Genomic DNA, 24,274 nt, shown 5'->3' on the forward strand with positions numbered 1-24,274 from the left:
CGTCGTGAGCGACGTCCACAACGAGATCAGCGGCACGGTGTTCGGCCCGGTGCTCCAGGTCGGGCGGGTCGACTCGCTCACCGTCGTGCAGCCGGCCGCGCCGGTGACGCCGGCGAGCCTGCCGGTGGACGAGGGTTTCGTGGGCCGTGCCGCGGAGTTGGCCGTGCTGCGGGACTTCCTGGCGCCGGGCGGCGAGCGGACCGCGGCGGCGGTGGTGGGCCTGGCCGGGGTGGGCAAGTCGGCGCTGGTGATCCGGGCCGCGCACCTGGCGGTGGGCGCCGGGTGGTTCCCCGGCGGTGTGCTGTTCGTGGACGCGCAGGGCTACAACGACGAGCAGCGGCTGGCGGCGGACGACGCGCTGGCGTCGTTGCTGAGGGCGCTCGGCGTGCCCGGTGAGGCGATCCCGGAGGGCCAGGGTGACCGGGAGGCGTTGTACCGGTCGCAGCTCGCGGCGCGCCCGCCGGTGCTGGTGGTCGTGGACAACGCGTCGTCGGCCGATCAGGTGCTGCCGCTGCGGCCCGCCGGGCAGGCGCACCGGTTGGTGCTGACCAGTCGGGACAATTTGCCCGTGCCCGGGGCTCGGCGGATCGAGCTGGACGTGTTGAGCGCGGCGGAGGCCGTGGCGGTGCTGGAGGACGCGGTCCGGGCGGTCGACCCGGGCGACGACCGGATCACCGCCGATCCGGTGGCGGCGGGGGCGTTGGCGCGGTCGTGCGGGTTCCTGCCGCTGGCGCTGCGGATCGTCGCCGAGGTGGTGGCGGATCGGCGCGGCGAGGACCTGTCCCGGTTCGCCGAGACGATCACGGCGGCGCACGACCGGTTGGGCGAGCTGGCCTACGACGATTCGGTCGACGTGCGCACGGCGTTCAACGCGTCGTACGTGCGGCTGCCCGCGGACCAGGCGCGGATGTTCCGCCTCGCCGCGCTGCACCCCGGCCGCACGGTCACCGCGGCGACGGCGGCGGCGTTGGGCGGCTTGACGCTCGAAGGCGCGCGGGCGCTGCTGGTCCGGTTACGCCGTGCGCACCTGATGCAGAGCGGTGTGGTGGTCGACGAGTACCGGTTCCACGACCTGCTGCGGATCTACGCCGCCGAGCGGTGCGCGGCCGTGGACGACGTGGAGGTCCGACGAGCGGCCGAGCGCGCGCTCGTGGAGCACTACGTGTCGCACGTCAAGGGCGTGCACAGCCACCTGGACCCCGGTGCGGCGCAACGGGAGGTGTTCGCCGATCGGCCGGCGGCGCTGGCCTGGTTCGACGGCGAGCTGCACAACCTGCTGCCCGTGCTGGAGCTGGCCGCGCGCCACGGGTGGCACGAGGACGTCCGGGACGCGGGCCACGCGTCGTTCCGGTACTTCAACCTGCGCCGACCTCCCGAGTGGGTGCCGGTCGACCTGCTGGGGCTGGCGTCGGCACGGGCGCTCGGCGACCGCGCCGGCGAGGGCCGGGTCCTCAACGGCCTGGGCAGCGCGCACCACCGGCTGCGGCGCTTCGACGAGGCGCTGCCCCACTTCCAGGCCGCGCTGGCGTTGTTCCGCGAGGTCGGCTCGCTGCGCGACCAGGCCCACTCCCTCAACAACATCGCCTCGACCTACGCGGTGACCGGGCGCATCGCGGACGCGATCCGGCACATGGAGCTGAGCGCCGCCGCCTACCGGGGCGCGGGCGACCTGGACGGCGAGGCCCGGTGCCTGGCCAACCTGGGCAAGGTCCACGGGGACAGCGGCGAGCACGTGCAGGCCATCGAGTTCTACCGGCGCGCCCTGGCCCTGCGCCGACAGGTCGGCGACCGCGACGGCGAGGGCGACTGCCTCAACGGCCTGGGCATCGAGCACGACGCCCTCGGCCTGCTGGACGAGGCGGAGGGCCACTACCAGGCCGCGCTCGCGGTCTACCGCGCCGCGGGCAACCGCCTCGCCGAGGGGCAGGCGCTGGGCAACCTCGGCCGGACGCTGCGCGGCCAGGGCAGGCTCGTCGAGTCGCTGCGCTGCTTCGAGCAGGACCTGGCGATCTGCCAGGAGATCGGCGACGCGCACGGCGAAGCCATCTCGATCTACAACATCGGGCTGACGCTCTGGTCACTCGGGAACGCGGACGAGGCCGTCGAGCACCTCCGGCGGGCCGCCGAGCGGTTGGACGAGACCAACGACCCCGTCGTCGCCGAGTCCGCCCGCGAGTCGATCCGGGAGCTCGAGGCCGAGCGGAGGGCGGGCCGGAAGTGGTTCAGAGGCCGGCGAAGAGGTCGTTGACCAGCCGTTGGGCCTGCTCCGCGGTCGCGCCGGTCGTCACGGTGATCTCGACCGTGCCGGCGCGGGCGACGACGGCGGTGCGGACGACCTCGCCGGTGACGGCGGTGGCGCGGTAGGCCTCGTCGTGGAAGCCGGGCAGGTCGGTGACCTGGCCGTGCTCCGCGCGGCCGTCGGCGAACGACGCGGCGTCCGCGCCCGTCTCGAAGCGGACCTCGGTCGTGCCGCCGTCGTACGTGCAGCGCACGACGTTGTCGGCGATCGCCTGGCGCGGGTGGTTGAGCCGCAGCTCCAACGCCGCGCCGACCACCTCCGCCGGCGCGTCCTCGCAGTTCACGCCCGCCGAGTCGGTCGCGGTCGGCGCCGGTGGCGGCTCGGTGGTCGGGGTGCTCGGCGGCGTGCTCGTGCAGGCGGCGAGCGCGAGCAGCGCCAAGGCGGGCACGGTCCTCATCACGTCCGTAGGTTCGCCCGAACGGCCGCCCGCGTTACCCGGACCCTGGCATATCAAGGAACCTTTCTAAAGAAGTCTTGCTAAAGGTGCACGACGACCAGCACGCCGCCGACTCGTCGGGAGCAAGCGCTTGCGCTCCGTGTCCGGCCGGTTGCGGCTCGACTGGCGGGTCGTGCGGGACCAGCGCGTGCTGGTGGCCAGCGTCGGGTTCTCCTGGCGCCGGGCCACGGGCTGACGCCTCAGGCGTCGACCTTCTCCAGCCGAACCACGATCGACTTCGACGTCGGCGTGCCCGACACGGTGGCCGTGGAGTCCAGCGGCACCAACGAGTTCGCCTCCGGGAAGTACGCCGCCGCGCAGCCCTTCGCGGTCGGGTAGGCCACCACCCGGAACCGCTCGGCACGCCGTTCGGTCACGCCCGTCGGGTCGTCGGGCCACTCGCTGACCAGGTCGACGTGCTGCCCGTCGAGCAGGTCGAGCGCGTCGAGGTCCTCCGGGCTGACGAACACCACCCGCCGCCCGTCCTTCACGCCGCGGTAGCGGTCGTCCAGGCCGTAGATCGTGGTGTTGTACTGGTCGTGGCTGCGCATGGTCTGCAGCAGCAGCCGCCCCTGCGGCACCCGCAGCACGGTGAGGTCCTCGGCCGCGAAGTGCGCCTTGCCCGACCGGGTGCCGGTGAACTCGCGGGCGTCGCGCGGCGCGTGCGGCAGCACGAAACCGTCCGGCCGGCGCACCCGCGCGTTGTAGTCGTCGCAGCCGGGCACGACCCGCGCGATCCGGTCCCGGATCAGGTCGTAGTCCTTCTCGAAGTCCTCCCACGGCACCGGGTGCGCCGGACCCAGCACGGCCCGCGCCAGCCGGCACACGATCGACACCTCCGACAGCAGCCGGTCGCTCGCGGGCGCCAGCCGGCCGCGGGAGCGGTGCACCACCGACATCGAGTCCTCGACCGTGACGAACTGCTCGCCGGTGTGCTGGAGGTCGCTCTCGGTGCGCCCCAGCGTGGGCAGGATCAACGCCGTGCGGCCGTGCACCACGTGCGACCGGTTCAGCTTGGTCGACACGTGCACGGTCAGGTCCAGCTTCCGCATGGCCGCCTCGGTCACCGCCGTGTCCGGGGTGGCCGCGACGAAGTTGCCGCCGACGGCGAAGAACACCTTCGCCGCGCCGTCGCGCATGGCCCGGATCGACGCCACCGTGTCGAAACCGTGCTCGCGAGGCACGTCGATGCCGAACTCGGCCTCCAGCGCGGACAGGAACTTCTCCGGCATCTTCTCCCAGATGCCCATCGTCCGGTCGCCTTGCACGTTCGAGTGACCACGTACCGGGCACAGGCCCGCGCCGGGCTTGCCGATCATGCCGCGCAGCAGCGCCACGTTCGCGATCTCGCGGATCGTCGGCACCGAGTGCTTGTGCTGCGTCAGGCCCATGGCCCAGCAGAAGATCGTGCGCTGGGACTCGGCGAGCATCCGCGCGAACCGCTCGACCTGGGCGCGCGGCAAGCCGGTCGCCTCGTCGACGCAGTCCCAGTCCAGCCGCCGCACGTGCTCGGCGTACTCGGCGAAACCCTCGGTGAAGCCCTCCACGAACCCGGTGTCCACCGCGTCCCACGACAGCAGCAGGTTGCCCGCCGCCTGGAACAACGCCTGGTCGCCGCCCAGCCGGATCTGCAGGAACTCGTCGGCCAGCTTCGTGCCCGCGCCCACCAGGCCGCGCACGTTCTGCGGGTTCTTGAACCGCAGCAACCCCGCCTCCGGCAACGGGTTCACCGCCACGACCTTCGCACCGCCGCGCTTGGCCTCCTCCAGCGCCGAGAGCATCCGCGGGTGGTTCGTGCCCGGGTTCTGGCCCACCACCACGATCAGGTCGGCGCGGGCGAAGTCGTCGATGCTCACCGAGCCCTTGCCGATGCCGGTCGTCTCCGACAACGCCGCGCCGGAGGACTCGTGGCACATGTTCGAGCAGTCCGGCAGGTTGTTCGTGCCGAACGAGCGCACCAGCAGCTGGTAGAGGAACGCGGCCTCGTTGCTCGTGCGGCCCGACGTGTAGAAGACGGCCTCGTCCGGGCTCGCCAGCCCGTTCAGGTGCGAGGCGATCAGCGAGAACGCGTCGTGCCACTGGATCGGCTCGTAGTGCGTCGCGCCTTCGCGCAACACCACCGGCTCGGTGATCCGGCCCTGCTGCCCCAGCCAGTAGTCGGTCTTGCCGGCGAGCTCGGCGATCGGGTGCGCGGCGAAGAACGCGGGCCCGACCCGCCGCCTGGTCGCCTCCTCGGCCACCGCCTTCGCGCCGTTCTCGCAGAACTCGGCCAGCTTGCGGTGACCCTGCGGCTCCGGCCACGCGCAGCCGGGGCAGTCGAAGCCCTCGCGCTGGTTGAGCAGCCGCAGCGTGCTCGCCGTGCGGGCCACGCCCATCTGCTCGACGCCGCGCTGGAGCGACACCGCGACACCGGGGATGCCCGCCGCCCACCGCTTGGGTTCGCTGACGTCGAGCTGCGACTCGTCGATGTCCTGCCGGGGCGGGTTGCGGTCCATACCCCTATTGTGCGGCCGCCGCGCCACCGCGCGAGCGGGCTCCGGGTGCACCGCCGGCGCACCCCGCGCGAGCACGCCGGCGGTCCGTCCGATCGCCGGTCGCGCCAGGACGACGCGGGACCGCTGTCACGGGCCCCAAGGGGTTGTGAACGGCCCGTGGATCCGGCGTCCTCACCTGCGCGAATCCAGGTGATCACCATCAATTGTGATCGGCGCCACTGTGCCGCGAATCGTCCGATCGGGTGACCTCATTCCGGGCACCCGTCGGCCGGTGACGACGGCGCGCCGAGGTCGAAGTCCAGGCCGGGTGGCAACGACGGGTCCGTGAACGCGGGCGCCAGGAAGCCGCGCTTCGCGCTCGAACACCCGATCGAGTGCATCGAGCCCAGCGACGCGTCCGCCCACAGCCCTTCCACCCCGGGACCACCCGTGCGCAGCGAGTACCGCGCCTGGAACCGCGTCAACGCCACCACGTCCGACGGACCCCGCACCGCCTCCGGCCGCTCCGGCGTGAACGCGTAGGCGAACGTGTAGTCCGTCCGCACCACCAACTCGCCCTCCGGCCCCACCTCCGCCGCCATCTCGCCACGCGCCTTCGGCTCCACCTCCGCCAACCGCGCGCCCTTGTCCACCCGCGTCACCACCAAGGCCGCCTCGCCGTCGTTGCGGCCGTCGAACAACACCCGCAACGACTCGCGCAGGTCGGGCGCGAACAACCCGTAGAACGGCTCCAGGTCGTGCTCTACCACCACCCTCCGGTCCAGCCGCGCCGCGACCACCGCCTCCCGCACCCGCGCGTAGGCCGCCTCGACCTGCTCCGCCGAGTACGGGCCGACCTGCACCGCCTCCGGCGCCACCACCCCGGCCGCGCCGTCCTCCCACGCCGCCGCCGACGTGCCCGCGAACGGTTCGTCCAGGTCGACCGGGCGCACGCCCGGCGCCGAGTACGGGTCCGACCCCGACGCGACCACCGCCCACGCCAGCAGCACCGCCGCCACCGCGATCGCCGACCCGACCCAGAACCGCCGCCGCGGCCGGCGCGGCAACGACCTCAGCCGCCGCACCCTGGCCTCGCGCTCGGCCCGCTTCACGGCCTCCCGCGCCCACCCGGCGTCCCGCAGGTCCGGGTGGTCCTCGATCCGGTACTCGTCCACGTCGCCCCCCGCTCGCCAACTCCTGCCCAAGGCGTTACCAGCAATCGACCGGGAAGTCGATACGGGACCGCCGCGACGGGTGCGACGCCCGCTAGCAGGTATCTGATTAGAAGTCGATACCCGAGCCTCCGTAGACTTCGACCGTGACTGAGACCCCCACCGCACCGCAGCGCTCCGAACTCCCGCCGGCCTGGAACCCGGCCGAGGTAGAGGCCGGGCTGTACGAGCGGTGGGTCGAGCGCGGCTACTTCACGGCCGACGCGACCAGCGACAAGCCGCCGTTCTCCATCGTGCTGCCGCCGCCCAACGTCAACGGCAGCCTGCACATGGGCCACGCGCTGAACCACAGCGTCATGGACGCGCTCACCCGCCGCCGCCGCATGCAGGGCTACGAGGTGCTCTGGCTGCCCGGCACCGACCACGCGGGCATCGCCACCCAGACCGCCGTCGAGCGCGCCCTCGCCGGCGAGGGCAAGTCCCGCCACGACGTGGGCCGCGAGAAGTTCGTCGAACGCGTCTGGGAGTGGCGCGAGGAGGTCGGCGGCAAGATCCTCGCCCAGATGCGCCGCCTCGGCGACGGCGTCGACTGGACCCGCGTCCGCTTCACCATGGACGAGGGACTGTCCCGCTCCGTCCAGACCATCTTCAAGAAGCTCTACGACGACGGTCTGATCTACCGCGCCGAACGCATCATCAACTGGTGCCCGCGCTGCCAGACCGCGCTCTCCGACATCGAGGTCGACCACTCCGAGGACGACGGCGAGCTCGTCTCCATCCGCTACGGCTCCGGCGAGCACTCGATCGTGGTCGCCACCACGCGCGCCGAGACCATGCTCGGCGACACCGCCGTGGCCGTCCACCCCGACGACGAGCGGTACCGGCACCTCATCGGCACCGAGGTCGAAGTGCCGCTGACCGGCCGTTACGTCCCCGTCGTCGCCGACGAGCACGTCGACCCCGCGTTCGGCACCGGCGCGGTGAAGGTCACCCCCGCGCACGACCCGAACGACTTCGAGATCGGCCGCCGCCACGACCTGCCCGCGCTCACCGTCATGGACGGCCGCGGCGTGATCACCGCGCACGGACCGTTCCAGGACATGGACCGCTTCGAGGCGCGCCCCGCCGTCGTCGCCGCCCTGCGCGAACAGGGCCGGATCGTGGCCGAGAAGCGCCCCTACAAGCACTCCGTCGGCCACTGCTCGCGCTGCGACACCGTGATCGAGCCGCGCCTGTCCATGCAGTGGTGGGTCAAGGTCGCCCCGCTCGCCGAGGCGGCCTCCGCCGCGGTGCGCGACGGCCGCACCACCATCCACCCGCCGGAGCTGGCCAAGCGCTACTTCGACTGGGTCGACAACCTCAACGACTGGTGCATCTCGCGCCAGCTCTGGTGGGGCCACCGCATCCCCGTCTGGTACGGCCCGAACGACAAGGTCATGTGCGTCGGGCCCGACGACGAGGCGCCCGGCGAGGGCTGGGTGCAGGACGAGGACGTGCTCGACACGTGGTTCTCGTCCGGCCTGTGGCCGTTCTCCACGCTCGGCTGGCCCACGCCCACCAACGACCTGGCCAAGTTCTACCCGACCAGCGTGCTGTCGACCGGCTACGACATCCTGTTCTTCTGGGTCGTCCGGATGATGATGTTCGGCCTGTACGCGATGGACGGCAAGCAGCCGTTCGACCACGTGTTCCTGCACGGCCTCATCCGCGACCAGTACGGCAAGAAGATGTCGAAGTCGCGCGGCAACGGCATCGACCCCATCGACTGGATGGACGCCTACGGCGCCGACGCCACCCGGTTCACGCTGCTGCGCAGCGCCAACCCCGGCTCGGACATGGCGCTGGCCGACGAGTGGGCCGCCGGCTCGCGCAACTTCACCACCAAGCTGTGGAACGCCACCCGGTTCGCGCTCAACAACGGCGCCACCGTCGAACGCCCGCTCCCGCCGCGCGAGGAGCTCACCGACGCCGACCGCTGGATCCTCGACCTGCTCGACGGGCTCGTGACCGAGGTCGACGGCCAGTTCGAGGGCTTCCAGTTCGCCAAGCTCAGCGAAGCGCTCTACCACTTCACCTGGGACGAGTTCTGCGACTGGTACCTGGAGCTGGCCAAGGTCCAGCTCGCCGAGGGCGGCGCGCGGGCCGAGGCCACCCAGTCCGTGCTCGGGCACGTGCTCGACGTCGTGCTGCGGCTGCTGCACCCGCTGACGCCGTTCATCACCGAGACGCTGTGGACCACGCTCACCGGCGGCGAGTCCCTGGTGATCGCGGACTGGCCCAAGCCGACCGGCGTCGCGCGCGACGAGGTCGCGGCCACCCGGATCGAAGGCCTGAAGAAGCTGGTCACCGAGATCCGCCGGTTCCGCTCCGACCAGGGCCTCAAGCCCGCCCAGAAGGTCGCGGGCAAGGTGCGCGGCGCGTCCGACGTCGACCTGCTCGACCAGGTGCCCGCCGTCCAGGCGCTGACCAGGATGACCGAGCCCGGCGACGACTTCTCGGTCAGCGCCTCGCTCGACGTCGGCCTGCCCGGCGGCACGGTCAAGGTGGAGCTGGACCTTTCCGGCACGGTCGACGTCGTGGCCGAGCGCAAGCGGCTGGCCAAGGACCTCGGCGTGGCCGAGAAGGAACGCGCCCAGTGCGAGGGCAAGCTCGGCAACGCCGCGTTCCTCGACAAGGCGCCCGCCGAGGTCGTGGCCAAGATCCAGGCCAGGCTCGCGGCGGCCAACGCCGAGATCGACCGCATCCACGCCCGGCTCGAGACCCTGCCGCGGGACAACTCGTGACCGGCTTCGAGACGGGCGCGCTGGAGGAGCTGCGGCAGGTCGAGTCGGAGCTGAACACCCGCTGGCCCGAGACCAAGATCGAGCCGAGCCTCGACCGGATCCGGGCGCTGGCCGACATCCTCGGCGACCCGCAGGGCACGTACCCCGTGGTGCACGTCGGCGGGACGAACGGCAAGACGTCCACGTCGCGGATGATCGACGCCCTGCTCACCCGGATCGGCCTGCGCACCGGCCGCTACACCAGCCCGCACCTGCAGCTGGCGACCGAGCGGATCAGCGTCGACGGCGCCCCCATCAGCCCCGAGCGGTACGTCGAGATCTACCGCGACGTCGAGCCCTACCTGTCGCTCGTGGACGCGCGCGGCGACGTGCCGATGAGCAAGTTCGAGGTGCTCACCGGCATGGCGTTCGCGGCGTTCGCCGACGCGCCCGTGGACGTCGCCGTGATCGAGGTCGGCATGGGCGGGTCGTGGGACGCGACGAACATCGCCGACGGCCGGATCGCGGTGATCACGCCGATCGGGCTCGACCACGTCGAGTACCTGGGCGGTGACCTGGCCGGGATCGCGGAGGAGAAGGCCGGGATCATCAAGCCCGGCGCGGTCGCCGTGATGGCCAAGCAGGACCCCGCCGTCGAGCAGGTGCTGCTGCGGCGGTGCGCCGAGGTGGACGCCACGATCGCGCGGCTGGGGCACGAGTTCGGCGTGATCCAGCGCGATGTCGCCGTCGGCGGCCAGGTGCTGCGGCTGCAAGGCCTCGCCGGCGTGTACGACGAGGTGTTCCTGCCCCTGCACGGCGCTCACCAGGCCGCCAACGCGGCGCTCGCGCTGGCCGCCGTGGAGGCGTTCTTCGGCGCCGGGCCCGACCGGCAGCTCGACATCGAGGCCGTGCGCGAGGCGTTCGCCACCGCCACGTCGCCTGGCCGGCTGGAACGCGTCCGCAGCGCGCCCACCGTGCTGGTGGACGCGGCGCACAACCCGCAGGGCGCGGAGGCGCTGGCCAAGGCCCTCGACGAGGAGTTCGGCTTCCGCAAGCTGGTCGCCGTGGTCGGCGTGATGCAGGAGAAGGACGCCGTCGGCATCCTCACCGCCCTCGAACCGGTCGTCCAGGAGCTCGTCGTGACCGCGAACTCCTCGCCGCGGGCCATGGACCCCGACCTGCTCGCCGGGATCGCGATCCCGATCTTCGGCGACGACCGGCTGGTCGTCCGGCCGCACCTCGACGACGCGATCGAGGAGGCCGTGCGGCTGGCCGAGGAGAGCGACGACGGCGACGTCGTGTCCGGCGGCGGCGTCGTGGTGACCGGCTCGGTCGTCACGGCGGGCGACGCGCGTGCGCTGTTCGGCAAGGAGCCCTCGTGACCTCCCCCGCCGCGCAGCCTGCGCCCGCGCCCAAGAAGGACCCGATGAAGTCCTTCCGCGGCATCATGGCCGGCACGCTGATCCTCGAGGTGATCGTCGTCGCCTTGGCCCTGCCGGTGGTGGCGAAGCTGAGCGGCGGCGTCGGCACCGGGGTCGGGTACCTGGTGCTCGGGCTGATCGTCGCGCTGATCGGGACGTGCGCGCTGCTGAAGCGCCCGTGGGCCGTGTACGTGATCGCGGCGATCCACGTGGTGATGGTGGCGTCGTGGTTCGCCCTGACCGCGCTCGGCGGCATCGGTGTGGTGTTCAGCCTGGTCTGGGTGTACCTCCTGTGGCTTCGGCGTGACGTGGCCAAGCGCATGGCCGAGGGTCGGCTGCCCAGCCAGCAGCAGGGCTGACGCTGCTGCCGGCCTCAGGTCAGGTGCTCCACCGTGACGCCGTCCCAGTGCTCTGCCAGGTACTCCGCTACCAGTCGGCGATGGCACTGGTGCGGCTTGTCCTCGCTGCACAGCAGCACCGCGTTGTCGAGTGCTTGCCGGGGGATGGCGTGCTCGATGCGGCGGTCCCGCATCAACCCCAGGAAGCGGGTCTCGTACGACGGCCAGCCGCTGCTCTGCTTCTTGTAGTCGTCGAGCAAGGGCTGGGTGGGCGCCAGATCGAGTCGGTGGGTGTAAGCCATCCCGCACAGTTCGCGGACGAAGTACTTCAAGTCGTCCCGCTTGGCGAAACCCGCGAGCTGGGAAACGTTGTTGAGGCGCACGTCGACCACTTTGTCCGCCCGGGACGCGCGCAACAGGCCGAAGAACTTCTCGGCGGACTTCTTCGTGAACCCGATGGTGTACAGCCTCATACCTCGGTCGTCCCGTCGTCGCGCAGCTCTTCGTTCACGTAAGCGATGCGGGATTCCTGTCGGCTCAGCGCCTCTTCGAGGCGCTCGGCACGGGTGCGGAACAGGTCGGCCTCCGCCAGCCCGAACACGCGCAGCAGGCGTTCCATCGCCGACGCGTGGCTTTCCACCCGTCCGTCACCGTGGATGTGGTCGATCGTGACACCGCGTTCGGTGAGCACCCGTGCCACCAGGATCGTGCGGTGGCAGTCCAAGGGCTCGCCCTCGGTGCACATGATCGCGATCCGCTCGGTCTGCGCGCCCCTCGTGAGGCGTTCGACGCCGCTGGTGAACGCCGAGGTCTTCGCGAGGCGCTCGTACTGGACCCGCCCGTCGACGTAGCAACTCGTGTCGTCCGTACGGGCTCCGAGTTCACGCCCCAGGAAGGCGTACTTGATCCCGGCCTCGTGCAGGCCGCGCTTGACCGAGGCCTGGTTGAACCAGGGGGTGAACCGGCTGACCGGGACCGATCGCACGTCCGCGACCGCCGTGACCTCGTGCTGTCGGAGCAACTTCGTCCAGTCGCGGAAGTCGTGCGTGGAGTGGCCGATCGTGAGCACCGTCTCGAAAGTCATCGCCTGCTGCCCGGGACGGGTCCACCGCGCTCAACGATGCCCGCGACCAACTTGTAGAGGTAGCCGTTGAAGGCCTCGCCGAGACTCACCGTCAGGAAGCACTCGCCCAGCCGGTACGTCCCGATCCCGGCGGACCGGAACCTCTCCTCGTACACCGGGTCCGTCACCTTCAGCGCGTACTCGGAACCTGCGTGGCGAAATCTGGCCCGCACGCTCGGCTCTTGGTCCACCGCTTGCCAGAAGGCCGCTCTCACTTCGATTGTCGCGCTTTCCACTCGGATGAGTTTGAGCGAGTCTACCACCGCGTCTTCCTGTTCGACCGGCACGCGGTCGTTGACTCCGGCGGAAGTGTGATGACCATTGATCCACAGCCGATCGGGTCGCTGCTCGAGGATTAGAAGCTCTGCCCACTTGGCCCGACGGATCTTCCGCCAGCCGAGCGTCGGATCAAGGAGCCAGTTCTCCCGCTGGTAACCCGTCGGTTGGTGTCGGATGAGAGGCACGGCAATGACGTCGAGCACCTGAGGTTCCACTTCGCCGCGGTAGTGCCGCTCCGCTGCGGACACCTCATGACCCGGACGACTGCTGATGGGGCGGATCCACCTGGGAGAGCCGTCCGCCAGTTCGATTCCGGCGACACACCGCCCGTTGTGCTTGCGGGAATTCGCCAAGCATAAGAGCTGTTTGATCACTGCGAAGTCTGCCTTTCAAATGCAGCGCACCGACCTCGGCGATGGTAACGCAGGCATGACCCCGGCAACGTAGGGTGGCGTGACGAGGAAGAAGTGATGCGTCCTCGGTAATGGGACTTGAAAGTGAACGTTGCTCGATCAACCTCAACGGCTCCAGTGTGAATGCCTCGCTATTCGTGGTGGTGATCGCCATTACGGTGGTGTCGTGGTTGGTGTCATCGGACGAGTGCTCTAGTCCTGACGACCGGTCGAGTCCACCCGGTGCTCGCGGCCCGTTCACCCGGAATTCGGCTTCACCGGTTACAAACCCGCGCATGAGCGATGGTGTGGTGAACCGGCGGACGCTGCTGCGCGCCGGTGCGATCGGTACGGCCGCGGCGCTCGTGCCCGGCGGTGTGGCGTTGGCGCGGGGTGGTGACCGGCCCGTCCTCACGCACGGCGTGCAGTCCGGTGACGTGACGTTCGACGGCGGCCTGGTGTGGACGCGGGCCGACCGGCCGTCGCGGATGCTGGTGCAGGTGTCCCCGGACCCGTCGTTCCGCCACGCGCGGACCGTGCGCGGACCGTTGCTGACGCCCGAGACCGGCGGCACGGGCCGGGTGCGGCTGCGCGGCCTGCCGAACGGGCGCGAGGTGCACTACCGCGTGGTCGCCGAGGACCTCGACGGCCGCACGCGCAGCGAAGCCGTCACGGGCAGCTTCCGCACCGCGCCCCACGGCCGTGACGACGTGCGATTCGTCTGGTCCGGTGACGTGGCCGGCCAGGGCTGGGGCAGCAACCCGGACCTGGGCGGCATGCCGATCTTCGGCGCGATGGCCGCCCGCCGGCCCGACTTCTTCATCAACAGCGGTGACACGGTGTACGCGGACGGTCCGCTGGCGGAGTCGGTGGCGCTGCCAGACGGGCGGGTGTGGCGCAACGTCGTCACCCCGGAGAAGCTGAAGGTCGCCGAGACGCTGGACGAGTACCGGGGCCAGTTCGCCTACAACCTGCTCGACCCGCAGTACCGGGCGTTCGCCTCGCAGGTGCCGATGATCGTGCAGTGGGACGACCACGAGGTGACCAACAACTGGTACCCGGGCGAGATCCTGACCTCGCCGGCCTACACCGAGAAGCGGGTGGACGTGCTGGCCGCACGCGCGTTCCAGGCGTTCCACGAGTGGCAGCCGATCGACCCCCGGCAGGCGGTGGACGGCCGGGTGTACCGGAAGTTCCGCCACGGCGCGCACGTCGAGGTGTTCGTGCTGGACATGCGGTCGTACAAGGACGCGAACACCTCGCCGCGCGACGGCGCCGGCGTCGTCCTGGGCGAGCGGCAGGCCCGCTGGCTGGTGGACTCGCTCGACCGGAGCCGGGCCACCTGGAAGATCATCGCGGCCGACCTGCCGATCGGCCTCACCGTGCCCGACGGCACGGACATCGAGGGCGTCGCCAACGGCCTGCCGGGCGCGCCGGGCGGGCGTGAGCACGAGCTGGCGTGGGTGCTGGGCGAGCTGAAGCGGCGGCGGGTGCGCAACACCGTCTGGCTGACGGCGGACGTGCACTACACGGCCGCGCACCACTACTCGCCGGAGCGCGCGACGTTCCAGGACTTCGACCCGTTCTGGGAGTTCGTGTCCGGCCCGCTGAACGCCGGTGCGTTCGGCCCGAACGCGCTGGACCCGACGTTCGGCCCGGAAGCGGTGTTCGTGAACGCCCCACCGGCCGCGAACACCACCCCGTTGGACGGTTTCCAGCACTTCGGCGAGGTCGAGGTGTCGCGGGACGGCGAGCTGACCGTGTGGCTGCGCGACATCAAGGGCGCGTCGCTGTGGAGCAAGACCCTCCAGCCCCGCCGTTGACCCTCGGGTGACCCGAGGGCTCACAGTGGTGGTGTGACGGACGAGCTGATGACCATCGGGCGGTTCGCCCACCTCAGCGGGCTGACCGTGCACGCGCTGCGGCACTACGACGACGTCGGGCTGCTCACGCCCGACGTCGTCGACCCGGCGTCGGGCTACCGGCGCTACCGGCGCGAGCAGGTGCGCCGCGCCCGGCTGATCCTGGCGCTGCGCTGCCTGGACCTGCCGATCGAGGAGATCCGGCGGGTGGTCGACGGCGGTGAGGTGGACGAGGTGCTGACCGGCCACCGCAAGCGGCTGGAACGGCAGCGCGACGTCCTCGCCGCCCGGCTCGGCGACGTAGGCCGCTACCTGGAGGAGGGGATCACCGTGTCCACCCCCGGCACGGGCGTGCGCCCGGTTCAGATCAAGATCGCCGTCGACGACGCGGCGAAGGCCGTCGAGTTCTACCAGGCCGCGTTCGACCTGCGGTACGAGGTGACCAGGCGGGCCGAGGACGACGACTACTCGTCGTTCGTGTTCGGCGAGTACGGCGAGGACGGGTTCTTCCTGGTGCACCTGCTGGAGGACCGCGCGGACACCGACCGGCTCGGGCCGAGCACGTTCGGCCTGCTCGTGCCCGACCTGGACGCCTACCACGCGCGTGCCGTCGCGGCGGGCGGCGTGGAGGTCGTCGCACCGCGCGACTCGGTCGGCATGCCGCGCAACTCGGCGGTGAAGGACCCGTCGGGCAACTGGATCTGGCTGTACCAGGAGTGACGCCGGCTCACCCGGTCGCGGCGATCTCCGCGACCGGGCCCGCCAGGTCCGTCCACTCCCCGGTGCGGGCGCTCCACCGGGACACCACCGAACGGTCCGGTGCCAGGCGGTAGACCTCGTCGTCGGTGACGACCACGTCCACCGCGGGCTCACCGAAGCGCGGCCACGCGTCCGGGTCACCCTCGTAGCGGAGGATCGCTCCGGTCGTCGCGTCGAGGGCGAACAACCCCGCGCCACCGGCGTGGATCGAGCGCGTCGGCCCGCCGATCCGCGTCCACGACCCGGTGGCGTTCGACCACTCCCACACCGCGCCGTCCTCTGCGGACCTGCGGTACAGCCGGTCCGGGCCCACCGCGTAGGTGTCCTGCGGGCCGTTGGCGGCGCCGATCTGCGACCAGTTACCCGGACGGCCGTTGTAGCGCACGATGGTGTGCCGCACCGGGTCGGTCGCGTACATCGTGTCGCCGCCGGCGTAGAGGTGGCCGGCGGAGGCGCCGACCACCTTCCAGGTCGAGGCGTCGGGTGCCCACTGCCACACCAGGTCGCGCTCGGGGGACAGCCGGTAGAGGTAGTGGCCGTCCACCGCCAGTTCCGCGGCACGCTCGCCGATGGGTTCCCAGGCGTTCGGCTTGCCCTGGTAGCGGTAGAGGCGCCCGGACGCCGGTTCGACCCCGAACACGCCCGCGCGCCCGGCGGTCAGGCTCTCCGTCGGTCCGCCCACGGTGAGCCACTCGCCTGCCTCGTCGTCCCACCACAGCACCGACCCGCGGTCGGCGGACAACGCGTAGAGACCGTCCGGCACGCGAGGTGCCGCGTCCGGCCCTCCGGCCTGGTCGCGCGGTTCGTCGGCGACAGCGGACCACAGCACCACCGCCACCGTGACGACGAGGACGAGGCACGCCGCCACCAGCGGCCACCAGCGCCACCTCAGGTTGTCCGCGTTGGCCACGTTGTTGTCCGCGCTGGTCAGCGCGTTGTCCGCGGTGTCGGCAGGTGCCTGCGGCGCGGCCGGTTCCGGCGTCGACGCCTCTGCCTGCTCGTGCAGCACCCGCGCGCGGGCCAGGGCGATCTCCCGGCCCCGCTGGTCGGTGATCCGGTCGGTCACCACCCGTTCGAGCAGGTGCAGCGGCACGATCCGGCTGCCGGACCGGTACTGGCTCCATAGCGTCTTGCCGGTGCGGTACCGCGCGGCCAGGTCGCGGACCGTGGCCTCTGCGGTCATCGCGCGCAGGAAGCCCGCGAGCTCGTTGTGCGCGCGCGTGGCCCCTCGCAGGTCCCCCTGCGGACGGCCGGGCCTGCCCACGTGTCCCCCCTGTTGTCCGCGGACAATGTTGTCCACCGCCACCACCCCGCTGACCAGCGCTTTCCTGCTGGGATGGGTCGGCTTTCGCCACATACTCGGTGCGGGGCCCCGATCAACATCGTCCGCAGTATCCCGTGGAGGGGAGAGTTCGTCATGCCGTCTGATCAGCTGAACGTGGCCGTCGCGCCGGCGGTGCTCGGGCCGGAGTACGGCGAGGGCCGGGTGCTCTACCTGCCCGCCGCGTCGCTGCCCGCCGGTGGTGTCGGCGTCGAGTTGCGCACGCTCGTGGACGACCGGCTCGCATTGCTGGTCTACACGTCGAAGGAGGCGCTGACCGCGTGCTGCGGCGAGCGCCAGGGGTGGGTCGCCATCTCGGGCGACGGGCTGCACGAGGTGCGCTACCACGCGGGCGCGGACGTCGTGCTGTGGGACGAGCCGCTGCCGGAGGTGGCCTGATGGCCGGGTTCGAGGCGGGACCGGCGGCGCTGGAGCGGCTCGCGTCCACGCTGCGCGCCAGTGGGGACGCGCTCGACAACTCGGGCGCCGAAATCCCCGCACTGCGGGCGGGTGCCGTCACCGACGCCGTGCACGCGGCGTTCGCGGTGCTGTGCGAGTCCGTGGTCGAGGTGGTGGCCGCGTTCACGTCGGCGGGCGACGCGGTGTCGGACAGCGCCAAGACCTACGTCACGACCGACCAGGACCAGACGTTCGGACACTGAGGGGGACGGATGCCGATCGAAACGCACGTGCAGGGGGAACCGGCGAGCCTGCGGGCCGGCGCGGAGTGGTTGCGGGGCATGGCGCGGGCAGTCGAGGCCGCGGCGACGGAGGCACGCGGTGTCGTCACGCGATCCGAGTCGGAGTGGACCGGTGCGGCCGCGGACGACTTCCGCGCCCGGATGGGCCGGACCGTGCCGACGGTGGACGAGTTGTCGGACACCTTCGCCGGATCGGCGGAGGCGATGGATGCGCACGCAGACGACCTCGACACCGTCCGCTCGCGGATGGGACAGGCGTTGGAGGTGGCGAGGGCGGCGAACCTGGCGGTCGTCGGCACGGCCATCCTCGAACCCGTCGCACCGCCACCGGGACCGCTCAAGGCGCCGGAGGACCGGTGCCCCACCGCGGAGGAGTCGGCGAGCATCCGGGCGTTCGCCACCTACGAGGCGCAGTGCAAGGCGTACGTCGAGTGCGCGTGCACGGTCGCGGAGGCCCGTGCCCTGGAATCCGACGCCAACGCGACGTTGTTGCAGGTGCTGCGGGACAAGGTCACCGACTGGACCACGTTGGCCGACGTCGCCGTGGGCGCGTACGCCGCCGTGCTGGCCAAGAAGCTGTTCACGATGAGGCAGTCGGTCATCAGGCTCACGGGCCGGGCCGACTGGCACAGGACGCACGCCGCCGGTGTGCTCGCCGATCCGCACGCCGCGCCGTTCCTGCGGACGAACGCGGCGCTCGCCAAGGTGGACGCCGACCTGGCCCAGGCGACGGCCGAGCGCGATTTCGCCGGCAAGTGGGGCGGCGACGGCGCGCGGCGGACCTCGGTGCTGCTGAAACTGGCGCGCAACGGCCGGTTCGCCGCCGCCGAGACCTTCGGTTACCTGGAGAACCGGCTGCCGTTCCTGCGCGGCGCGCCGCCCATCGTGAAGGCCCTGCCCATCGCGGGCCTCGTCGTGTCGACGGGGCTGACCGCGTACGAGATCTGGCAGGGCCCGAGCGCCGAGAACGTGACCAAAGTGGTGCTGTCCAACGGGGCCGGGCTGGCGGCGGGCGCCGCGGTCGCGCTCGTCATCGCGCCGGGTGCGCCGGTGATCGTGCCGATCGCCATCGGCGCTGTCGCGGCGTTCGGCGCGAGTACCGCGGTCGAGTGGGCGACGCCGCACCTCCTCGACGCGGGCGGTTACCTGCTGGACAAGGGAGGTGACGTCCTCGACGCCGGGTGGGAAGCCGCCAAGGACTTCGGCGGCGGGCTCAAGGACTTCGGCGGAAAGGTGACCAGCCTGCTCGGCTAGTGCAAGTATCTGCAAGGACTTGCAGCCGTCTGGGCCTTGTCCGGCCGTGATTGTCGTGGTTTCGTGCACCCCGTCCCGGCGCTCCGCCGGGGCGGGGTTGCAAGAATTTGCGACAAGGAGGTCGCGATGCGTCGGGCCGTCGCCGCGCTCATCGCCCTGGCCGTTGTGCCGTTCGTGCCACCACCCACCGTCGCCGCGCCCGAAGTGGGGCAGAGGCTCGCGGTCGGCGCCGTCACCGACCTCGCGCCCGGCGCCCGGGACGGTGACCGGGCGTTGGCCAAGGACGCGCTCCGGGCCGACCTGACCGGCGAGCGGTTCTACTTCGTGATGCCCGACCGGTTCGCCAACGGCGACCCGCGCAACGACCGCGGCGGCACGGCCGAGACCGACCGCCTCAAGAGCGGCTACGACCCCGCTGACAAGGGCTTCTACCACGGCGGCGACCTCAAGGGCCTGCGCGACAAGATCGACTACCTGGACGACCTGGGCGTCACCGCGATCTGGATGACGCCCATGTTCGCCAACCGGTGGGTGCAGGGCTCCGGCGACGACGTCTCGGCCGGCTACCACGGCTACTGGACCACCGACTTCACCAGGCTCGACCCGCACTTCGGCACGACCAACGACATGCGGCGGCTCATCCAGGACGCGCACCGCCGCGGCATCAAGGTGTTCTTCGACATCGTCGCCAACCACACGGCCGACCTGATCGACTACGCCGAGGGCGAGTACGACTACGTCAGCACCGGCGCGCAGCCGTACCTGGACGAGCAGGGCAACCCGGTCGACATCGCGGAGATCGCGGGCCAGGAGGACTTCCCGAAGCTCACCGCGCCGTACACGCCGGTGGTCAAGGGCGAGAAGACCCCGGCCTGGCTCAACGACCCGCAGCTCTACCACAACCGCGGCGACTCGACGTTCAGCGGCGAGTCCAACGAGTACGGCGACTTCTTCGGCCTCGACGACCTGATGACCGAGCACCCGACGGTCGTCAAGGGCATGAAGCGGATCTTCACCAGCTGGATCGACACGCTGGGCATCGACGGCTACCGGGTCGACACGGTCAAGCACGTCAACATGGAGTTCTGGCAGGCCCTCGCGCCGCACGTGAAGCAGTACGCGGCGATGCGCGGCAAGAAGGACTTCTTCGTCTTCGGCGAGGTGTTCGACGCCAACCCGGCCCTCACCTCCCGCTACACGACCACCGGCCGGATGCAGGCCACGCTGGACTTCCCGTTCCAGAGCGGCGCGGCCAGGTTCCTGTCCGGCCAGGGCGCGGCCCGGCTCGGCGAGGTGCTCGTCGAGGACGACCGCTACACCGACGCGGACTCCAACGCCTCCTCGCTGCCGACGTTCCTCGGCAACCACGACATGGGCCGCATCGCGTGGATGGTCCGGGACGGCCGTCCGGGCATCTCCGAGGCCGAGCTGCTGGACCGGCTCGAACTCGGCAACGCCCTGATGTACCTGTGGCGCGGCAACCCGGTCGTCTACTACGGCGACGAGCAGGGCTTCGCGGGCACGGGCGGCGACAAGCTGGCCCGTCAGGACATGTTCGCCTCGAAGACGCCCGAGTACGCCACCGAGGACCTGGTCGGCAGCGACCGCACCGGCGCGGTGGACAACTTCCGCACCGACCACCCGCTGTACCGGCAGCTGCGCGACCTGGCGGACTTCGTGGACCGCGACCCGGTGTGGCGTGAGGGCAACCAGGAGCTCCGGCTCGTCCAGGGCGACGTGCTCGCGTTCAGCCGCACGAGCCGCACCCAGCAGGTCGAGCACCTGGTCGTGGCCAACGCCGGCACCGCGCCCGCGACCGTCGAGGTGCCCGCGTCGGGCCGGGGTTACCGCCCGATCTGGCCCGCCGCCGGCTCGCAGGTCAACGCCGCGGGCGGCAAGGTCACCGTGACCGTGCCCGCGTTGTCCGCCTTGGTGCTCAAGTCCACCGGCAAGATCCCGTCCGCCGCGCCGACGCCCGCGTTGGCCGTGCCGGCGACCGGCACCGTGCTGGACGACCGGGTCGAGCTGCGCGCCGACGGCGTCACCTCGCCGTACGCGCAGGCCACGTTCGCCGCACGGGTCGAGGGCGAGCGCGACTGGCAGGTGCTCGGCACCGACGACGCCGCGCCGTACCGGGTGTTCGCCGACCTGGCGGCGCTGCCGGGCGCGGCCGTGGGCAAGGACGTCGAGCTGCGCGTGGTCGCCAAGGACGCCAAGGGCGCGTTGGGCGCGGACGGCGCGAAGGTCGGCCTGGTGGCCGCGCCCGCGGTCGAGCCGCCGACCGCCGTGACGTCCGACTGGCTGGTGGTGCACTACAACCGCCCGGCCGGCGACTACGACGGGTGGGGCCTGCACGCGTGGGGCGACGTCGAGAACGCGCCGACGTGGGACGCGCCGCTGCCGTTCGCGGGCGAGACGCCCTACGGCCGGTTCGCGTGGGTCAAGCTCAAGCCGGGCGCGCGGTCGGTCGGCGTCATCGCCCACCGCGGCGACGAGAAGGACACCGACGGCGACCGGTTCATCGACCCGAGCGCGACCCCGCAGGTGTGGCTCGAGCAGGGCCAGGCCGCCGTGCACGCCAGCGAGGTCGCCGCGACCGGCCAGGCCGTCATCACGCACACCGGTGACGCGGCGGGGCTCGTGGTGCGCGCGGGCGGTGTCGACTACCCGTTCAGCGGGGGAGTGGCGACCGTGCCGGCGACGGCGCCCGTCGACTTCTCCGTGGTCCGCGGCGGCACGGTCGAGGCGACCGGTCGCACGGCGGGACGTGCGTGGGTGAACGGCGACAAGGTCCACGCGAGCCTGGCCGCCGCCCAGAACCGCGCGGTGATCCACTACAACCGGCCTGACGGCGACTACACCGACTGGACTCTCTACCACTGGACGGGATCGCTGGAGCCGAGCCCGGGCTGGAACCAGTCCCGCGTGCCGGACGGGACCGACGGGTTCGGCGTGTACTGGTCCGTCGCGCTGGAACCGGGCGCGGCCGGGCTGAACAACATCATCCACCGCGGTGACGCCAAGGACCCGGGACCGGACCAGTTCCTCGACGTCACGGGCACCGGGTACGAGGTCTGGTACGTCTCCGGCTCCACCAAGGCGGACGGGTCCATCTCCTACGTGCTGCCGCCGTCCGGTGGCGAGGGCGTGGACGACGACCTGACCAAGGCCAAGGCGATCTGGGTGTCGAAGGACCTGGTCGTGTGGGACGTGCCCGTGGTGCCGTCGGACGGCTACCGGCTGGAGCACGACGGCAAGGTGCTGCGGCTGGAGCCGTCGTCGGACGCCGTGCCCGCGAAGTTCCCGCACCTGCGGGGCAAACCGGTGTTCCGGGTGCGCGACGGCGAGCGGCTGGACGAGGCGTTGCGCGGCAAGCTGTCCGCCGTGCACGTCGACTCGAACGGCGGCCTGCGGCACCGCACGGGCGTGCAGATCGCCGGCGTGCTGGACGACCGGTTCGCCGCCGCCGCGTCCGCGCTGACCTACGGGCCGACGTTCGACGGCGACCGCGTGACCGCGCGGTTGTGGGCGCCCACGGCGTCCTCCGTGAAGCTCCGGGTCTCCGACCAGCCCGGTGGCCCGGCGACGACTGTGGACCTGGCGCGGGACGACGCGTCCGGCTCGTGGTCGGCGTCCGGCGCGTGGCGGGACAAGTTCTACCTGTTCGAGGTGACCGTCGCCGGGCGCACGGTGACCGTGACCGACCCGTACTCGGTGGCGTTGGCGGTGAACTCGACGCACTCGCAGTTCGCCGACCTCGGCGACGCGCGCACCATGCCCGCCGACTGGGCCGGGCACGTGGCCCGCGGCCTGGACGGCGACCCGACCGAGCACGGCATCACCGAGCTGCACGTGCGGGACTTCTCGATCGGCGACACGTCCGTCCCGGAGTCCGACCGCGGCACGTACAAGGCGTTCACGCACTCGTCGTCGATCGGCATGGCGCACCTGCGCGAGCTGGCGGCGGCGGGGCTGGACACCGTGCACCTGCTGCCGACGTTCGACATCGCCACCATCCCGGAGAAGCGCTCGGACCAGCAGCGGCCGGCGTGCGACCTGGCGTCGTTGCCCGCGGACTCGCCGCAGCAGCAGGCGTGCCTGGCCGGTGTCGCTGCGAAGGACGGCTTCAACTGGGGCTACGACCCGTACCACTACGACGTGCCCGAGGGCTCTTACGCCACGGACGACGCGCAGACCGGGTGGGCGCGCTCCAAGCAGTACCGCGAGATGGTGAAGTCGTTGCACGACAACGGGAACCGCGTGGTGGTGGACGTGGTCTACAACCACACGGCCGCCGCCGGTGACGCGCCGACGTCCGTGCTGGACAAGGTGGTGCCGGGGTACTACCAGCGGCTTGACCTCGACGGCGCCGTGGCCAATTCGACGTGCTGCGCCAACACCGCGACCGAGAACGCCATGATGGGCAAGCTCGTCGTGGACTCGGTCGTGCGCTGGGCCCGGCTGTACAAGGTGGACGGGTTCCGGTTCGACCTGATGGGGCACCACCCGAAGGCGAACGTCCTGGCCGTGCGGGCGGCGCTGGACGCGTTGACCGTCGAGCGCGACGGCGTGGACGGGCGCAAGATCCGGATCTACGGCGAGGGCTGGGACTTCGGCGAGGTCGCCGGCAACGCCCGGTTCGAGCAGGCCACGCAGGCGAACCTGGCCGGGACGGGCATCGGCACGTTCAGCGACCGGCTGCGCGACGCGGTGCGCGGCGGCGGGCCGTTCGACGCCGACCCGCGCGTGCAGGGGCTGGCGTCCGGGCTCGCGGGCGACCCGAACGGTTCCCCGGCCAACGGCGACGTGACCGCGCGGCTGGCCAACTACACCGACCTGGTGAAGCTGGGCATGGCGGGCAACATGGCGTCCTACCGGTTCCAGTCCACTGGTGGTGGGGTGGTCTCGGGGCGTGATGTGACGTACAACGGCTCACCCGCCGGGTACACCGGCGCGCCGGCCGACGTGATCACGTACGTGGACGCGCACGACAACGAGACGTTGTTCGACTCGCAGGCGTTCAAGCTGCCCGCGGGCACGTCCATGGCCGACCGCGTGCGGATGCAGAAGGTGGCCCTCGCCCCGGTCCTGCTGGGCCAAGGCCAACCGTTCATGCACGCCGGCGCGGAGTTCCTGCGTTCCAAGTCGTTGGACCGCAACAGCTACGACTCCGGCGACTGGTTCAACCGCTACGACCCGTCGTTGCGGGACAACGGCTTCGGCCGCGGCCTCCCACCGGCCGCGGACAACGAGGACAAGTGGCCCTACGCCGCCCCGCTCCTGGCCGACACCGCGCTGAAGCCGTCTTCGGATGACATGCGTGCGGCGGTGGACAACACCCTGGAACTCCTCCGCATCCGCAAGTCTTCGCCGCTGTTCACCTTGAACGACTCGGCACTCGTGCAGCAGAAGCTGTCGTTCCCGACCGCCGACCCGGGCATCGTCGCGGCGCTCTTGGACGACACCGCGGGCCCGGACACCGACCCGTCCCTGAACGGCCTCCTGGTGATCATCAACCCCTACCCGACCACGAAGTCCCTCTCCGTGCCGGGCAACTGGCAGAACCACCCCCTGGCCACCGACAAGGCCACCATCGCCAACGGTTCGATCACCGTGCCCGCGCGCTCGGTGACCATCCTGACCCGCTAGTCCGGCGAGGTGCTCGGCGCGCGGGCCCCGTG

General features: G+C 71.5%; 17 protein-coding genes. 10 read left to right on the plus strand and 7 right to left on the minus strand.

Features of this window, described 5'->3' with window-relative positions:
* Positions 1 to 4: 4 nt before the first annotated feature.
* Complete coding sequence (locus ABTZ99_RS12275) at positions 5 to 2,248, plus strand: tetratricopeptide repeat protein (protein ID WP_499610882.1); 2,244 nt, start codon at positions 5 to 7, stop codon at positions 2,246 to 2,248.
* Here ABTZ99_RS12275 and ABTZ99_RS12280 read toward each other — a convergent pair.
* The 3 genes from ABTZ99_RS12280 to ABTZ99_RS12290 all read right to left on the minus strand — a co-directional run bounded on the left by ABTZ99_RS12280 (position 2,223) and on the right by ABTZ99_RS12290 (position 6,384).
* Positions 2,223 to 2,699, minus strand: a complete 477-nt coding sequence (locus tag ABTZ99_RS12280; protein ID WP_498778302.1) for a hypothetical protein — start codon at positions 2,697 to 2,699, stop codon at positions 2,223 to 2,225. The two genes, ABTZ99_RS12275 and ABTZ99_RS12280, sit on opposite strands and share 26 nt — an antisense overlap.
* A 236-nt stretch (positions 2,700 to 2,935) precedes the next feature.
* On the minus strand, positions 2,936 to 5,230 hold the full coding sequence (locus ABTZ99_RS12285) for an FdhF/YdeP family oxidoreductase (protein ID WP_498778303.1): 2,295 nt from the start codon (positions 5,228 to 5,230) through the stop codon (positions 2,936 to 2,938).
* A gap of 248 nt (positions 5,231 to 5,478) precedes the next feature.
* Complete coding sequence (locus tag ABTZ99_RS12290; protein ID WP_498778304.1) at positions 5,479 to 6,384, minus strand: hypothetical protein; 906 nt, start codon at positions 6,382 to 6,384, stop codon at positions 5,479 to 5,481.
* 143 nt (positions 6,385 to 6,527) lie between these two features.
* On the opposite strand from ABTZ99_RS12290, the gene ABTZ99_RS12295 reads away from it, so the two are divergent.
* From ABTZ99_RS12295 to ABTZ99_RS12305, 3 genes are read left to right on the plus strand one after another with little or no spacing between them, the layout of a single operon-like run.
* Positions 6,528 to 9,164, plus strand: coding sequence for a valine--tRNA ligase (locus tag ABTZ99_RS12295; protein WP_498778305.1), 2,637 nt, complete (start codon positions 6,528 to 6,530; stop codon positions 9,162 to 9,164).
* Positions 9,161 to 10,525, plus strand: coding sequence for a bifunctional tetrahydrofolate synthase/dihydrofolate synthase (folC, locus tag ABTZ99_RS12300; protein WP_498778306.1), 1,365 nt, complete (start codon positions 9,161 to 9,163; stop codon positions 10,523 to 10,525). The genes ABTZ99_RS12295 and folC overlap by 4 nt, the downstream gene beginning before the upstream one ends.
* The gene (locus tag ABTZ99_RS12305) at positions 10,522 to 10,923 is read left to right on the plus strand and encodes a DUF4233 domain-containing protein (protein WP_498778307.1); all 402 of its coding nucleotides are present in this window, start codon (positions 10,522 to 10,524) and stop codon (positions 10,921 to 10,923) included. Before folC ends, ABTZ99_RS12305 begins: the two co-directional genes overlap by 4 nt.
* A gap of 14 nt (positions 10,924 to 10,937) precedes the next feature.
* Here the strand turns inward: ABTZ99_RS12305 and ABTZ99_RS12310 are convergent, their stop codons facing one another.
* The 3 genes from ABTZ99_RS12310 to ABTZ99_RS12320 are packed head-to-tail and all read right to left on the minus strand — an operon-like array spanning position 10,938 to position 12,678.
* Positions 10,938 to 11,375, minus strand: coding sequence for a DUF488 domain-containing protein (locus ABTZ99_RS12310; RefSeq protein ID WP_499610887.1), 438 nt, complete (start codon positions 11,373 to 11,375; stop codon positions 10,938 to 10,940).
* Positions 11,372 to 11,986 (minus strand): DUF488 domain-containing protein, encoded by a 615-nt coding sequence (locus tag ABTZ99_RS12315; protein ID WP_498778309.1) that lies wholly within the window; start codon positions 11,984 to 11,986, stop codon positions 11,372 to 11,374. The genes ABTZ99_RS12310 and ABTZ99_RS12315 overlap by 4 nt, the downstream gene beginning before the upstream one ends.
* Entirely contained in the window at positions 11,983 to 12,678 is a 696-nt protein-coding gene (locus ABTZ99_RS12320) for a dual OB domain-containing protein (protein ID WP_498778310.1), read from the minus strand. Before ABTZ99_RS12320 ends, ABTZ99_RS12315 begins: the two co-directional genes overlap by 4 nt.
* A 314-nt stretch (positions 12,679 to 12,992) precedes the next feature.
* Between ABTZ99_RS12320 and ABTZ99_RS12325 the strand changes: the two genes are divergently transcribed.
* Together ABTZ99_RS12325 and ABTZ99_RS12330 are read left to right on the plus strand one after the other, a co-directional pair.
* Positions 12,993 to 14,519 (plus strand): alkaline phosphatase D family protein, encoded by a 1,527-nt coding sequence (locus tag ABTZ99_RS12325; protein WP_499610890.1) that lies wholly within the window; start codon positions 12,993 to 12,995, stop codon positions 14,517 to 14,519.
* A gap of 33 nt (positions 14,520 to 14,552) precedes the next feature.
* The gene (locus tag ABTZ99_RS12330) at positions 14,553 to 15,278 is read left to right on the plus strand and encodes a MerR family transcriptional regulator (protein ID WP_499610892.1); all 726 of its coding nucleotides are present in this window, start codon (positions 14,553 to 14,555) and stop codon (positions 15,276 to 15,278) included.
* Between the two features lie 7 nt (positions 15,279 to 15,285).
* On the opposite strand, the gene ABTZ99_RS12335 is transcribed toward ABTZ99_RS12330, so the two are convergent.
* Complete coding sequence (locus tag ABTZ99_RS12335; protein ID WP_499610895.1) at positions 15,286 to 16,581, minus strand: hypothetical protein; 1,296 nt, start codon at positions 16,579 to 16,581, stop codon at positions 15,286 to 15,288.
* 153 nt (positions 16,582 to 16,734) lie between these two features.
* On the opposite strand from ABTZ99_RS12335, the gene ABTZ99_RS12340 reads away from it, so the two are divergent.
* The 4 genes from ABTZ99_RS12340 to pulA all read left to right on the plus strand — a co-directional run bounded on the left by ABTZ99_RS12340 (position 16,735) and on the right by pulA (position 24,242).
* The gene (locus ABTZ99_RS12340; RefSeq protein ID WP_498778314.1) at positions 16,735 to 17,037 is read left to right on the plus strand and encodes an SAV_915 family protein; all 303 of its coding nucleotides are present in this window, start codon (positions 16,735 to 16,737) and stop codon (positions 17,035 to 17,037) included.
* Positions 17,037 to 17,300: a hypothetical protein gene (locus ABTZ99_RS12345; RefSeq protein WP_499610897.1), complete on the plus strand. Its 264-nt coding sequence runs from the start codon at positions 17,037 to 17,039 to the stop codon at positions 17,298 to 17,300. The genes ABTZ99_RS12340 and ABTZ99_RS12345 overlap by 1 nt, the downstream gene beginning before the upstream one ends.
* Positions 17,301 to 17,309: 9 nt before the next feature.
* Positions 17,310 to 18,593 carry a WXG100 family type VII secretion target gene (locus ABTZ99_RS12350; RefSeq protein WP_499610899.1) on the plus strand — a complete coding sequence of 428 codons (1,284 nt, stop codon included), beginning with the start codon at positions 17,310 to 17,312 and terminating at the stop codon, positions 18,591 to 18,593.
* A 126-nt stretch (positions 18,594 to 18,719) separates the two neighbouring features.
* Complete coding sequence (gene pulA / locus ABTZ99_RS12355; RefSeq protein ID WP_499610902.1) at positions 18,720 to 24,242, plus strand: pullulanase-type alpha-1,6-glucosidase; 5,523 nt, start codon at positions 18,720 to 18,722, stop codon at positions 24,240 to 24,242.
* The last annotated feature ends 32 nt before the right edge of the window (positions 24,243 to 24,274 follow it).

Origin of the sequence: Actinosynnema sp. NPDC002837 (assembly GCF_040295345.1) — a bacterium.
Taxonomy (GTDB): domain Bacteria; phylum Actinomycetota; class Actinomycetes; order Mycobacteriales; family Pseudonocardiaceae; genus Actinosynnema.